The organism is Nitrobacter vulgaris (genome assembly GCF_002028545.1).
In the GTDB taxonomy this organism is placed as follows: domain Bacteria; phylum Pseudomonadota; class Alphaproteobacteria; order Rhizobiales; family Xanthobacteraceae; genus Nitrobacter; species Nitrobacter vulgaris.
Window position 1 is genome coordinate 93,005 of sequence record NZ_MWPQ01000025.1, and the last position, 13,550, is coordinate 106,554.

7 protein-coding genes are annotated in these 13,550 nt (G+C 61.5%); 5 read left to right on the plus strand and 2 right to left on the minus strand.

Annotation, left to right across the window (positions count from 1 at the left end):
- Window positions 1-305: 305 nt before the first annotated feature.
- The gene (locus B2M20_RS05890) at window positions 306-5,702 is read right to left on the minus strand and encodes an apolipoprotein A-IV repeat region-like domain-containing protein (protein WP_079446136.1); all 5,397 of its coding nucleotides are present in this window, start codon (window positions 5,700-5,702) and stop codon (window positions 306-308) included.
- A gap of 379 nt (window positions 5,703-6,081) precedes the next feature.
- On the opposite strand from B2M20_RS05890, the gene B2M20_RS05895 reads away from it, so the two are divergent.
- The 5 genes from B2M20_RS05895 to B2M20_RS05915 all read left to right on the plus strand — a co-directional run bounded on the left by B2M20_RS05895 (window position 6,082) and on the right by B2M20_RS05915 (window position 11,455).
- Complete coding sequence (locus tag B2M20_RS05895; RefSeq protein ID WP_079446137.1) at window positions 6,082-6,459, plus strand: Hpt domain-containing protein; 378 nt, start codon at window positions 6,082-6,084, stop codon at window positions 6,457-6,459.
- 124 nt (window positions 6,460-6,583) lie between these two features.
- On the plus strand, window positions 6,584-6,904 hold the full coding sequence (locus B2M20_RS05900) for a 2Fe-2S iron-sulfur cluster-binding protein (protein WP_079446138.1): 321 nt from the start codon (window positions 6,584-6,586) through the stop codon (window positions 6,902-6,904).
- Window positions 6,905-7,135: 231 nt separating this feature from the next.
- A complete protein-coding gene (locus B2M20_RS05905; RefSeq protein WP_079446139.1) occupies window positions 7,136-8,164 on the plus strand; it encodes an NAD(P)/FAD-dependent oxidoreductase in 1,029 nt (342 codons plus the stop codon).
- Window positions 8,165-8,330: 166 nt separating this feature from the next.
- Window positions 8,331-8,921, plus strand: a complete 591-nt coding sequence (locus tag B2M20_RS05910; protein WP_079446140.1) for a biliverdin-producing heme oxygenase — start codon at window positions 8,331-8,333, stop codon at window positions 8,919-8,921.
- Window positions 8,918-11,455, plus strand: coding sequence for an HWE histidine kinase domain-containing protein (locus tag B2M20_RS05915; RefSeq protein ID WP_079446141.1), 2,538 nt, complete (start codon window positions 8,918-8,920; stop codon window positions 11,453-11,455). The genes B2M20_RS05910 and B2M20_RS05915 overlap by 4 nt, the downstream gene beginning before the upstream one ends.
- Here B2M20_RS05915 and B2M20_RS05920 read toward each other — a convergent pair whose 3' ends face one another.
- Window positions 11,456-13,519, minus strand: coding sequence for an SGNH/GDSL hydrolase family protein (locus B2M20_RS05920; protein ID WP_079446142.1), 2,064 nt, complete (start codon window positions 13,517-13,519; stop codon window positions 11,456-11,458).
- Window positions 13,520-13,550: the final 31 nt, after the last annotated feature.

Here is a 13,550-nt window from a genome sequence, read left to right on the forward strand (position 1 = left end):
CGTTCCGCTTCATGTCGGCAGAGACCACTGCGCGGAACCAATGTTGGTCGACGATCCCACACTGAACACGGTTGCGCAAGGCGACCGGTCTGGCGCTGGCTAAACGTTGGCGGCAACGCACGGCCCCCGCGCTGTCGGCTGGCCTTCTAAAGGGACGGAAGGAGCATGCTGCGTAGCGCGATCTTGTGCCCGCTGCGGCCCCTTGAATTGAAAGGGCTGCGATATTCCGGGGGCGATCTGGTCTTCGTCGGTATCAAAAGCCAAGAAACGGAGGTTTAAGCCTCCGTTTTTCAGCCTGTGAAGCGCTATGCGAGCCGTCCCGCCGCATGCGCGAGCAAGGTATAGACCAACCCGGTCTCGGATGTCAGATGGTCGCTTATCACCGAGGGTTCTCGCTCGTCGCGTGCGACCTCATCCAGCAGCCGTTCAAATTCGGCAATGTAGCGATCCGCCGTCTGTTTGAAAGTGCGGTCCGTACGGTATTTGCGGGCCACCTCGTCAAAGGCCTTTTGACCTCCTGGCGTGTAGAGCCGCTTAGTGAAGGCCTTGCGTTCGCCACGCTGATAGCGGTCCCACATCTCGCCGACAAGCTTGCGGTCCATCAGGCGGCCGATATCGAGCGACAGTGAATCCAGAGGATTTACAGGCGCAGCCGGCGGCGCTGGTCGTCCGCGTGGAATGTCGCCGCTTCCGGTATCGGCGCGGTTCAGCAAATCCGAAAGCCAACCGTCACCCTCATCGTCAGCGCCTGGCGGTTTGGCTGGCTGATCGGTGCGGCGAGTTGACTGAATGCCAAGGTCCGGCGTCGGCAGGTTCGATGCACTGCCGTTGTCACGCATACGTGCCGCAGGGCGTGCCGTTGCCGCGCTCCGACCGGCAGCGGCCGCCATCACCGGCTCTTCCTCGCGCTGCGAACTGCCGCTGCTGACGACGTCGAACCCATGGCCATGGCGTGCGACGATCCGGTTGAGTTCGGCAAGCGCTTCGATCTGATCGACAATCACTTTGCGCATCTGAGCGGTGCTCTCCGCCGCCTCCTGTGGCATCTCGAGCACGCCGCGACGAAGCTCGCCGCGCGTCGCCTCCAGTTCGGAATGCATCTCGGCCGACATCTGCTTCATGCTCTGCACCAACGCGGCGAACCGGTCGGCGGACTGCCTGAGCATCGATTCAGCTTCCTGGCTCGCCTTCTTGCAAATCTCGCTCATCGATTCTGACGTCAGCCGGCGTTCTTCCTCGGCCGTAGCCCGAACGGCCTCAAACTGACGGTTGATCGCGGCAGATCCCGCGCCGGCGGTTTCGGCCACCACCCGCGCGATATCGCGGGCGCGCTCTTCGGCGGCGGCGAGCGATTCATCGAGCAAGCTCGTAAAACGCGTCAGCCGTTGGTCGAAGTCGGTCGTCCGCAAATCGATTGTTGTCACGAGTGATTCCAGCGCCGACTTACGCTCCTCGACGGAGGAGGTGGCGCTTCGGTTGCTCTGTTCGACTCGCGCTGTAGCTTCGACCAAAATTTTTCCATGATTCTCAAACTCGGCGGATAAGCCGCCAAGATCATCGAGAGCCTTCGAGGTTTTGGTGTTGAACAACGTCAATTGATCTTCAAGTGTCTGAGTCGCGAGGCCGCTCTGCGAGGTGACATCCCTCATCGTAGTGACGAAATCGGCGACGCGTGTGACGAGCGTGCGCTCTAGCGAATTGAGATTTTCGTGCGCTCCGGTGAGAACCTCCTGAAGGAGAATATTGCCCTCGCGCAGCCGCTCAAACAGCGCAACTGTATCCGTGCGCAATATCTTGCTGGTCTCCTGCATCTCGGTGACGGCCGCGATGGATGCTTGCCGGGACTGATCGATGGCGGAGTGGGATGCCTCCTCGAGATCCTTCAATGATTTGCTGACCGCGGCCGTTGCTAGCTCACCCGCGTTGGTGATTGTGCGGACCACGTCAGAGCCATTCGCCGCGATCGATTGCGAGAATGCCTGGCCTCTGGCTTCGATCGACTTGAGGGCGTCGCCGGTAACGCGGCCGATATCGGAGTTGAGTTGATCGGCCTTGCTCCCGAGAGCTTCGATCAGAGATCCCCGTTTGGTGTCGAGAACCTGTGAGAGACGATCCGTCTGCTGCTGAACGTAATTGACGATTTCGTCCGTTTTACCGGTAATCATCGCGCCGAAGCCGCCGCTGGCCGAGAAGATCAAGCGCTCGGCGTCGGTCGAGGCCGACTTGACCTTCATGCTGACTTCGTTCGATGCCGAGACAAGGGCGGTTTGCGCATTTTGCGCACTCGCCTGAATTATCTCGGTGGTATTTGCCGCGGCTGCGTGGAGGGTGCGTTCGATATCCGACGAGATCACTTTGATCTGATTGGCAGAGTCGGCGGAAGCGGTGGTCAGCGTGCTCTGGGCCTGACGTGCGCTGCCGAGAAGCGCGGCGGCGGTCTCAGCGCCTACCGTCGTCAACGTCTGTTCGATCTCGTTCGTCAGCGATTTGACCTGGCTTACGGTATCGGCCGACGTGGTGGTGAGGGTGTTATGGGCTTCGCGTGCGCTGTTGAGAATGGCGGCGGCGGTATCGGCGCTTACTGTCGTCAATGTCCGCTCGATGTCGCTTGCGAGCGATTTGACCTGGCTTGCGGTATCGGCCGACGTGGTGGTGAGGGTGCTCTGGGCTTCGCGTGCGCTGTTGAGTATGGCGGCGGCGGTGCCGGCGCTCACTGTCGTCAATGTCTGCTCGATGTCGCTTGCAAGCAACTTGACCTGACTTACGGCCTCTGCCGAGGTGGTGGTGAGAGTGCTCTGGGCTTCGCGTGCGCTGTTGAGTATGGCGGCGGCGGTATCAACGCTCGCTGCTGTCAATGTTCGCTCAATGTCGCTTCCGAGCGATTTGACCTGATTTGCGGCGTCGGCCGAAGCGTTGACGAGTGTGGTCTGGGCCTCCCTCGCACTCGACAGTACAGTGTTCGCGGTCGACGTGCCGGTGGCGGACAGCATGCGCTCAACGTCGGACCCGACAGTCGTGAGCGTGCGTTCGATATCGCTCGCGAGCGATTTCACTTGATTTGCGGCGTCCGATGACGCGGCGACCAGCGTGGTCTGCGCCGCGCGGGCGCCGGCGAGAACCGAATCTGCCGTGTTGGCGCCAGCGGCAGTCAGCGTCCGCTCGATATCGGCTGACAGGGATTTCGCCTGACTTGCAGTCTCTGCGGATGAGTTGATCAGCGTCGTCTGCGCCTCGCGGGCGCTGTTGAGGATGGAGCTGGCAGCCGCCGTTCCGGCTGTGGTCAAGGCGCGCTCGACCTCCGTCGACGTCAGCTGAAGCTGGGCACCCACATCGGTTGAAATCGAAAGCAGGGACTGTTTAGCAGAGCGAGCACCCGTCTGAATGGTTTCGCTTGTGTTGACGACCAGATTGGTCAGCGAGCGTTCCGCATCCTCGACGTGCGACTTGATACCGAGCGACAGCTCTTCGGCGCGTGCCAACAGTGTGTCGCTGGCCTCGCGCCCGCTCAATTCGAAGCGGCCTGCCACAGCTTCAATTCGCGATCCGAGCAGATCCTCGAACTGCGCGACTCGTGTATCGATCGCGGTTGCGACAAAGCCCACACGTTCGTCGAGACCTTGATGGATTTCCTGGAACCGAGCTGTGATCGTATCCGCGAGGTAAGCGCTACGGTCGTCGATGGCTTCGGTCACCCCTGAGATGCGTCCTTCAAGGGCCACGACGGCCTGCGTCGCGCCTTCAGCCAGCGATGTTGTAAGGAGGGAGAGACGACTCTCGATCGAGCCGATCGCATGAGCGGTGCCATCGGATAGCGACGAGGTGAGGGTGCCGAGCCGGCTGTCGATTGTCTCCGTGACTGATTTTGCACGCGTATCGAAGATTTGCTCCAGTGTTTTCAGGCGGCCGTTGACCGATTCGTCGAACGACTTGATTTTAGCGTCAAACGAAGCATCGAGATTGGTGACGCGCGACTGGAGCGAGGTTTCGAATCTTGCCAGATGCTGATCCAGCGCGGCGCTGATCTCGCCTCCATTGGAAGTCAGTCGTGTATCGAAGGTATCGACATAGTTCTTCATACTCTGTGCGATATCTTCGGTGCGCTGGCCAAGGCGATCGACGATCTCAGCGCCGAAGGTCTTCACCGTGCGATCAAACTCCGAGATGTGGCGAGTGATCAGGGCGCCGAGCGTGCCGCTGTCGCGTGCGAATTTCTCTGCGAGTTCGGAGCCTTGGTCTTTCACCAGTTGATCGAACGCGTTCATCTGAAGGCTAAGCGTATCGTGCGCGGTTTCGGTTTGAGTGACAACGTTGGCCACCAGTGTGTTGACTGTGACGTCGAGTGCTTCGCTCGCCTTGTCACCGCACGATAGAATCCGGCTTGCCAGCCGGTTGCCTGCCTCGTCGATCTTGCTGGCAAGGTCGCCGCCGCGAAGCTCGAGCTCCACCAGCAGGGAATCGCTGGAATTTTTCAGAGCGTCGTGGACTTGTTCGGTACGGTCCGAAATGCCCTCGACGATGGATGCCGATTTTTGCTCGAAGTCGCCCGTAATCCGGTCGATCCGATCGTTCAGCATGTCGTGGACGCGGTCGGCCAGATCGACGAATTCATCGTGGACGTGACCGGTCTTGAAATTAAGGCTGCTGGTCAAGCGCTCGCTGGCGTCGAGAACGGCGCGTGCGGTCTGGGCGCTGGCTTCCTCAAGGCGGTCGAGCAAGTCGCCGCCCCGTTCGCCGAGCGCAAAAATCATGTTGTCTCCGGCATTACTAAGAGCCGTTGTGATGTGCTCGCCGCGCTCTTCCAACGTACCGGTGATACCCTTTGCGACTTCGTCGACGCGCGAGGCGATGGCATCACTGATCAGCGCGATGTCATGCCGCAGGTCTATCTGGACACCCGAGATCGCACTGCGGACCTGCTCGGCCTGGCCGACGAGGTTGTCCCGCTGATGCGCGATATCCTGAAGCAAAGCGCGAATCCGCACCTCGTTATCAGAATAGGCACGTTCCAGCGCGGCGACCTCGTTGGCGACCAAAGCTTCCAGTTCGCCGGCTCGGGCGATGGCACGCTCGACGCCGTCACCCATCGCGGCGACTTCGCGCCGGATCGCCTGTCCCACGGTTACCACTGAATCGCTGGCCAAGCCTTCCGGCTCGGAGAATCGGATCGCCACCTGGGCCATCGACTGAGCGATCATGCGCAATTCCTGTCCGCGCCACGCCATATTGGCCAAAAAGTAGAACAGCAGCACAGGGGCGAAAAACACGGCAATCAGACCGGTGAGGGCGAGCGTGCCGCCGCTACCCTGACCAAGGGCCGCCTGAAGCGACGGCAAAAAGCTGATCGTCAGAAGACCGGCGCCGAGAATCCAGATACCGGCGAACAGCGTCGCCAGCGTATAGATGTTGCGGGAAGGACCGCTCTTTTGGAGCGACTGAAGGATCTGCCCGATCGTTTCACGGTCGTCGTTGGCAGGGCGTCGCGTGAAGTGCGGTCCTTCTGCGGCTTCAGGAATCGGTCGATCTGCACGGATGCCGGGCCACTCCTCGCCATGGCCAGCGGGTGGGACCGGCGGGAAGACATCGTGACGGGTCACAGCCTGATCAAGGTCTGCTGCGGATGCCTCACCTATGCTCAGCGCCTCCTGTATGGCGGAGAGAGCGACCTCTGTCGGATCTTTGATCTTCTTGGGATTGTTCGCCATCTCAGTCCACGCCCTCGTGTTACGCAAACCGCAAGTTCGCGTCGCCGCTGCAAGTCCGGTCGCCGACCCGAGCCCCAAGCCGGTCCCAGGCGCGGCAATCGCCACCGCCCGTTGTCGGTCACTTCCCCCCAACATCCTATTGGCTTGGCGTCTCGAATGAAATGGTCGTGATTAACACAATCTTAATCATCGTTAACGGCTGGCGGCGCCGACCGCTCTGGCGGCTCGAAAGTCATGGGGCAGTAGGTCGAAATTGGTCTCTAAACATACGGAAGGTCAGTTTCGTACCTGAAACGTTCCATTAACCAGTTCCGTGATTGGCTGGGTCGGATTCTGCGGGGGGAACCTCGCCGTCGCAGCGGATGCCCGGATAGCAGCAATGTCGTTTTCTCTTGGACAGGTCGACTGGATGCCCTCGCCACCGTTGGTTCCAGAGGATGGGCCGATCGATTTCGACCATCTCCATCGCATGACACTCGGCGATGACAGTCTTGAACGGGAGGTTTTGGCAATGTTCGCCGGTCAGGCCGCCGAGCTGGCCGCCTCGCTGGCGCAACTTCCGCCGAATGCCGCGATCCTGGCGCACAAACTGAAGGGCTCCGCGCGGGCGATAGGCGCCATTCACGTCGCCGTTGCCGCCGCCGACCTGGAAACCGCGCTTCGCAAGGGTGCCGATCCGGCCGAGCCGCGGGTTACGCTGAATGACACCGTCAATCAGGTTTGCCAGGCAATTGATGCGATCCTGCGGCGCTCCTGAGGCCACGGGCGAATTCCTGCGAGTGCGCCTTTTTGCGCCGACCGCTGGCGTTGGCCCGATCGTTTCGTTATAGGACAGCCGAACTTCCTCATTACCAGTAATCTGTTCGGCAACACGGCACCCTATGACCAAGATCAACTTTGTCGACCATTCCGGCGAAACCCGCACTGTTGACGTCGATAACGGCGCGACCGTCATGGAAGCTGCAATCCGTAACGCCGTTCCCGGCATTGAGGCCGAATGCGGCGGCGCCTGCGCCTGCGCCACCTGTCACGTCTATATCGACGACGCGTGGGCCGAGAAGGTCGGCAAACCGACGCCGATGGAAGAGGATATGCTCGACTTCGGCTACGATGTGCGGCCGAATTCGCGATTGTCCTGCCAGATCAAGGTAAGCGACGAACTCGAAGGCCTCGTGGTTACGGTACCGGAACGGCAGGCTTAAGCGCGTCGCATAGCCGACTGACGCCCGCCCACAAAGCCGCATCTGGCGTGACGCTGGCCGGACGCGGTGCAGGCGCCGCGACAGTTTATGGCTTTCCTCAAACCGGCCGGTTGGTTATAGCGAAGCGAATTTGATAAGCGTTCGCGGGAAGAAACGCGTCAGGAATATCCAGGCAGCGGCGCGGCCGTCCTGCTGGCCCGCGCAAAGGTTTCAACGGAAAAAGAAGCTGACATGAGCGAAGCGATCAAGACGGATGTGCTGATTATCGGTGCGGGCCCCTGCGGACTGTTTGCCGTGTTCGAACTGGGGCTGCTCGACATGAAGGTGCATCTTGTCGACATCCTCGACAAGATCGGCGGGCAGTGCGCCGAGCTTTATCCGGAGAAGCCGATCTACGACATTCCCGGTATTCCGTTGGTGACCGGTCAAGGGCTCACCGAAGCCCTGCTGGAGCAGATCAAGCCGTTCAACCCGACGTTCCATCTCAACGAGATGGTGGAGAGCATCGAGAAAATCGGCGATCCCGGATTCCGCGTCACCACCGACGCTGGCCAGGTGTTCGAGTGCAAGGTCGTCGTGGTGTCCGCGGGTGGCGGCTCGTTCCAGCCGAAACGACCGCCGGTGCCCGGCATCGAGGCTTATGAAAATACTTCCGTGTTCTATGCGGTGCGCAAGATGGAGCAATTCCGCGACAAGGAGATTCTGATCGTCGGCGGCGGCGACTCCGCGCTCGACTGGACGCTCAACCTGCACCCGCTGGCGAAGCGCATGACGCTACTGCATCGTCGCGACGATTTTCGCGCGGCGCCTCATAGCGTCGAGCAGATGCGCAAGCTGGTTGCCGACGGCAAGATGGATTTGAAGATCGGTCAGGTCACGGCGCTGGAAGGCGCGGACGGAAAACTCTCCGGCGCGCAGGTGAAGGGGAGCGACAATGCGATGTCGACGGTCAGTTGCGATACCATGCTGCCGTTCTTCGGTCTGACCATGAAGCTCGGCCCGGTCGCCAACTGGGGCCTTCATCTTGAGAACAACCTCATTCCGGTGGAGACCGCGTCGTTCGAGACCAACGTTCCCGGTATCTTCGCGATCGGTGACATCAACACCTATCCCGGCAAGCTAAAGCTCATCCTCTCGGGCTTCCACGAGGGCGCGCTGATGGCGCAGAAGGCGCATCGCTACGTCTATCCGGACAAGCGGCTGGTGTTCCAGTACACCACCTCGTCGTCGAGCCTGCAGAAGAAGCTCGGGGTGAATTGAGACCGGATGTTCTCGCCGACTTTGATCCGGCGTTTCATCGCGACCTCAAATTTCGATTAAGAATCCTGCTGCCTGTTCGGCGGCGCTATAGCCTCTGTGCTCGTGTGGAACCAGGCGCGGTATCTAGCGTTTTACGTTGGTACCGAGCTTCCAGCGGGTTGGGGTAATGCATACTTTCGCGGAATTAATCGCTCGAGGTAGAGCTCGTGGCTCACGCTCGCAGGGACTTCGGGTTCGGCTGCGTGAAGCGACGGCTACAGCGCATCAATCGTTGGACGCGCGGATAGCCGCCTCTAACTTGACTAGCCTCGCATGCTATCGGCATTTTCTTGAAGCGACCGCAGCGGCCTTGATCCCGCTCGAAGCAGCGCTCGAAGACTCCAATGTGAACGCGGTTGTCGAGGATTGGCAGGAGCGTGCGCGTACTCAAGCGATCCGCAGTGATCTCGCGCGGATCGGGGGACAAGTCCTGCCGCTTCCGTCGGTTAAGCGCTTGAGCCACGCCGAGACACTCGGTGTGCTTTACGTTCTGGAGGGCTCGCGGCTTGGCGCCAGATATCTGTTGCGCACCGTGAGCGCATCGTCCGATCCGATGGTGGTAAATGCAACAGCCTATCTCGGCCATGGCTCAGTGTCGTTGTGGCAGACTTTTCTTGCGGTACTCAATCGGAAAAGCCGTATAGCCGATGAGGCGGGCGCGGTCGCCGGCTCGATCATGGCTTTCAATCTCTTCGGCATGGCGTTCGCGCGCTTATGAACATCGAGGTCGATCTTACAAATTGCGATCGCGAGCCGATCCATATTCCTGGCAGCGTCCAGCCATTCGGCTTTTTGCTCGCGCTGCTGCCCGATTTCACCATCAGCATAGCTTCCGAAAGCGTGAAGCAGCACCTCGGTATTGCCGCCGGTGAATTATTGCAGTGTCCCCTCGGCGACATCCTGCTGGAGTCGGCGGTGAAGTCGATCCGCGAGCGGATTGATTTTCTCTCGGGCCCGGACACTGTCGAGCGTATGTTCGGCATTCCACTCATGCCGGATGGGCCGCCATTCGATCTGGCGGTTCATTTCTCTGGCGTCTACTTCGTGATCGAGGCAGAGCCGAGCATCGTTGAACCGGGCGTCAATTCCGGCGAGCTCGTTCGCCTGATGCTGGCGCGTATCCGCAAGAGGCGCACCACCACAGAGCTTGCACAGGAGGCGGCGCGGCAGCTTCGGGTTCTGACCGGCTTCGATCGCGTCATGGTTTACCGCTTCCATTTCGACGGCTCCGGCGAGGTAATCGCCGAAGCCGCGACCTCCGGCCTGGAGTCCTTCCTCGGCCTGCACTACCCGGCTTCGGACATTCCGAAGCAGGCGCGGCTGCTTTATCAGCGCAACTGGCTGCGGATCATCGCCGACATCAATGAAAAGCCCGCGCCGTTGCAATCGCTGCCGATGCATACCAATCCGCTCGACCTGTCGATGAGCGTCCTGCGTTCGGTCTCTCCGATCCACATCGAATATTTGCGCAACATGGGCGTCGGCGCCTCGATGTCGGTCTCGATCCTACGCGAGGGCAAGCTGTGGGGGCTGTTCGCATGCCACCACTATTCGCCGAGGCACATTTCCTTCGAGCGGCGGACCGCTTCCGAATTATTCGGTCAGATGTTTTCGTGGATACTTGAGGGACAAATCCGCGAAGAGGACGTCGCCTACGAGAGCAAGGCACAGCAAATCCAGGAGTGGTTGATGGAGGCGGCGGCGACGCACGCCCATAGCAAGCGCGCGGTGCTGGATTTCATGCCCGAGTATCGCAAGATGATCGCATGCGACGGGATCGCCGTGTGGTCGGAGGGAGAGATCACGCTCGATGGTGAGACACCGCGGGAGAACGAGGTCAAGGATCTCGTAGCATTTATCAATCGCACCTCGCCGGGACGGATATTCGCCACCGCCGAGATAGGCAAAGTTTACGCCGCCGGCGAGTCGTTTCGCGACCGGGCCGCGGGCTTTCTCGCCATTCCGCTGTCGCGGACCCCGCGCGACTGCCTGCTCTTCTTCCGCCGGGAAATCCAGCAGTCGGTGAATTGGGCGGGCGATCCCAACAAATCTTATCAGGAGGGACCGCACGGGCCCCGGCTAACACCGCGCAAAAGTTTCGAGCTCTGGCAAGAAGTCGTGCGCGGCCAGTCCAAACCCTGGACGTCAGCCGATCTTCATATCGCGGAAAGCCTTCGGGGCACGCTGCTCGAGGTGATCCTGCAACTTGCCGATCTCGCAGCGCGGGAGCGCCGTAACGCGCAGGAGCGGCAGGAATTGATGATTGCAGAACTCAATCATCGCGTCCGCAACATTCTGAGCCTGGTGCGCGGGCTGGTTGCCCAGAGCAAGACCACGGCCGTCAGCATCGAGGAATTTGCCGGCGTGCTCGGCGGCCGCATCCAGGCGCTGGCGCGCGCTCACGACCAGATCACCAATCTCAACTGGGCGCCGGTCGCATTGCGGTCGCTGGTGGAGTCGGAAGCGGGCGCTTATCTCGGAGCGCGCGCCGACCGCATCGAGATGAAGGGGCCTGAGGTCGCTCTGGATCCCAAGGCGTTTGCGGCGCTGGCGCTGGTCGTCCACGAGATGATGACCAACTCGGCCAAGTATGGCGCGCTGGCTGACTCGGTCGGCCGGGTCGAAATCATCTGGAATATTGATGATCAGTCGGGTCTTGTGATCAATTGGAAGGAAAGCGGCGGCCCGCCGGTCCAGCCTCCATCGCGCCGCGGCTTCGGTACCACCATCATCGAGCGCTCGATTCCCTTCGACCTCAAAGGCGACGCAGAGATCCATTTTGACTTGTTCGGCGTTCAGGCTCGCTTTGTCATCCCGCCCAACTTTATCGAGTGGGTGCCGTCTCTGGCGAACGCGTCGGAGCGGATTGAAGCAAAAAAGCAGGAGGCGCCCCGCATCTCCGACACGGCTTTGATCGTGGAGGACAATCTCATCATCGCAATGAGCGGCGAGGTGATCCTTCTTGAACTCGGCGCTCGCCACGTGAATACGGCGGCCTCAGTCGCTCAGGCGTTGAACTCAATTGAACGCACCAAACCGAGCTTCGCGTTGCTTGATCTCAATCTCGGCAACGAGAATAGTATTCCGGTTGGCATGAAGCTGCAGGAATTGAATGTGCCATTCATCTTCGCCACCGGTTACGGCGAGCGCGCGCCAATACCGGCTGAACTCGGCAGCGTGCCGGTGATCCAGAAGCCCTACACACGAGAGGTGGTCGAAGCCGCGCTTGCAAACATGGCGTGCGCAGGCTGACTATTGCTGCATCGGTGCGGGTGGGGTTGCCGCTGGTGGGGTGAGTGCCGGCGACGTCGGCAACGCCAATGGCGGCAGCGGTTCGCCTGTCACGTTGCTCCCGTCGGCGGCGTTGAGATGCAGTTGCGCCTCGGCCGCCGGCAGCGCGGCGTCCGCCATCGCGGCATGACCCTCGGCGGTCGGATGGATCGCGCCGCCATACACTGCGGAGAGCAGTCCCCATGTCGCGTCATGGATGTCGGACGGCTGCATTGATGAGGACTGCGCCTGCGGGTAGGTCATCGCGGTGAAGTAGCTGTCGTTGGCGTCGCGGATCCAGCGCGCGCGGGGCAGATAGGCGCGGAACGCGCTTGCCTCACGGCCGCAGGCGAGAGGCTGCTGCGGCGCCTCCACGATGTTGCTGACGAAGCTGTTGCCTTGGGGCGAGAAACATTCGCGGTCGAATTCGGGATCGCTGCCGGCGCGCGCGCAAAACCCGTGATCGGCGAAAGCCGCCTGATGCGCCTCGACGAAGGTCATGCGGTCGCCGGCGGGATCGCGGCAGATCACGCCGGACTGGCACAAGGCGAGGGCTTTCAGCCGCGGCAGGAATTCATTTTGAACGTAGCCGGTGACCGCGGCGAGCCGCCCGGGATCGGCATTGAATGACGGGTGCACGTCGAAGCCCGCTTTGCCGCCGGTGCAGGGCGCGCCGCCGTTCGTCAGCGCCGGGTTGGCATAGGAGACGAACACCGCCCGCGACAGGTCGTTATCCAACAGTGGCTTCAATGCTGCGCGCAGCTGGACGAAGGATTGCGGCAGGTCGCGCACAAGGCTCGATCGTGAATCGTCGACCGATCCGATCAGGCCGCCGCGCCTGAACAGCGCGCGTTCGGTTGCCGCATCCACGATGACGTCGGACACGAGGCCGGAGAAATTGATGTCGTTGGCGCCAATGGTCATCAGCACGAGATCGAGCCTGCGGTCGGGCTGGCGGTGCCTCGCAGCCGCGAGCGCTTCGCGTAGTTGGGCGATCTGGCCGTTGACGGTGCCCTGGCACTTGGCCGACGACTTCGAGGTCAGGCATTCGCGCGCACGCTGCGAACCCAGCATCCCGTCGGGAATGCTGGCGCCGGTGCAGGCCAGCGGCAGATAGGTCACCGCGACGTGCGTATAGCGCACCGCGAGTGCGAGTGCGGTGCGGGCCTGGTAGCTGTAAAGCGAGCGATGGCAGGCCGCGTTCATCCACAGCGCGCCGTATTGTTGCCAGGTCTGTAGCGAGCCGGAGGTGCCGCAGGCTCGGCCGCCCTTGTAGCCGGCGCGGCTCGGCCGGTAAAATTCGTCCGCCGCGCCGCCGAGATAGGAGCGGAAGCAAAAGCCTTCGTCCGACAGCGCAACAGGGCGATCCGGGTTGCCTTCACCGGAAGCGATGGAGTCGCCGAGGCCGGCGACGAGGATGTCGCGCACCTTGATCTGCGTCATCAGGCGCTGCGGTGCGTCGCTGCCGCTCGTGACATCGACGGTGGCGTTGGTGGCGCGGCCATAGCGGGCGCGGAAGTCGATCGGCTCGGCGCAGTCCTGCGTCGTGGCGCGGGGGCCGTCGCCATCATCGAAAGACCAGGCGCAGACGGCGCCGACCGGGACCGCGCCGGTCAGGCGCACGGTGACCGGATGCTCCGTCGGCGTCAGATAGCTTTCCTTGATCTTGTCGCGCGTGCAGGGCTCGCTGATGTGCCCCCCGAGATCGATGCAAAGACGGTTCACGGCGTTGCGAGCCCAGCCGCGACCGTCGCTTTGCAGTTCCAGCGCCTGCTCAGCAGCGAGAATGCTCTGGTTGCCGGCAGCGGCGACATGGATCTGGAAATCCCGCTCCTCCCGGAACAGCCGGAAGCGACTACGGACCTCCCAGGAAATCTGCATTCCGCCGGCAGCCTGATCCTGGATTGGAGCAGCGGGGTCGGCCGGGGCGATGCCAGTGGAAAGCGGCTGCGCGGCGATTTGCTGCGCGGCAAGGCTGCTAAGAGCAAGGCTGCCAAGAAATGTGAGGGCAATACCGACCAGGAACGAGGCGTGGGCGCGAAGCATGAATGGTTTTGACGTGACAGTTTTGGCGGAA

Coding starts and splice junctions, on each gene's coding strand:
- B2M20_RS05890 (WP_079446136.1), bottom strand. CDS start 5,702: ATGGCGAACAATCCCAAGAAGATCAAAGATCCGACAGAGGTCGCTCTC.
- B2M20_RS05895 (WP_079446137.1), top strand. CDS start 6,082: ATGTCGTTTTCTCTTGGACAGGTCGACTGGATGCCCTCGCCACCGTTG.
- B2M20_RS05900 (WP_079446138.1), top strand. CDS start 6,584: ATGACCAAGATCAACTTTGTCGACCATTCCGGCGAAACCCGCACTGTT.
- B2M20_RS05905 (WP_079446139.1), top strand. CDS start 7,136: ATGAGCGAAGCGATCAAGACGGATGTGCTGATTATCGGTGCGGGCCCC.
- B2M20_RS05910 (WP_079446140.1), top strand. CDS start 8,331: ATGCATACTTTCGCGGAATTAATCGCTCGAGGTAGAGCTCGTGGCTCA.
- B2M20_RS05915 (WP_079446141.1), top strand. CDS start 8,918: ATGAACATCGAGGTCGATCTTACAAATTGCGATCGCGAGCCGATCCAT.
- B2M20_RS05920 (WP_079446142.1), bottom strand. CDS start 13,519: ATGCTTCGCGCCCACGCCTCGTTCCTGGTCGGTATTGCCCTCACATTT.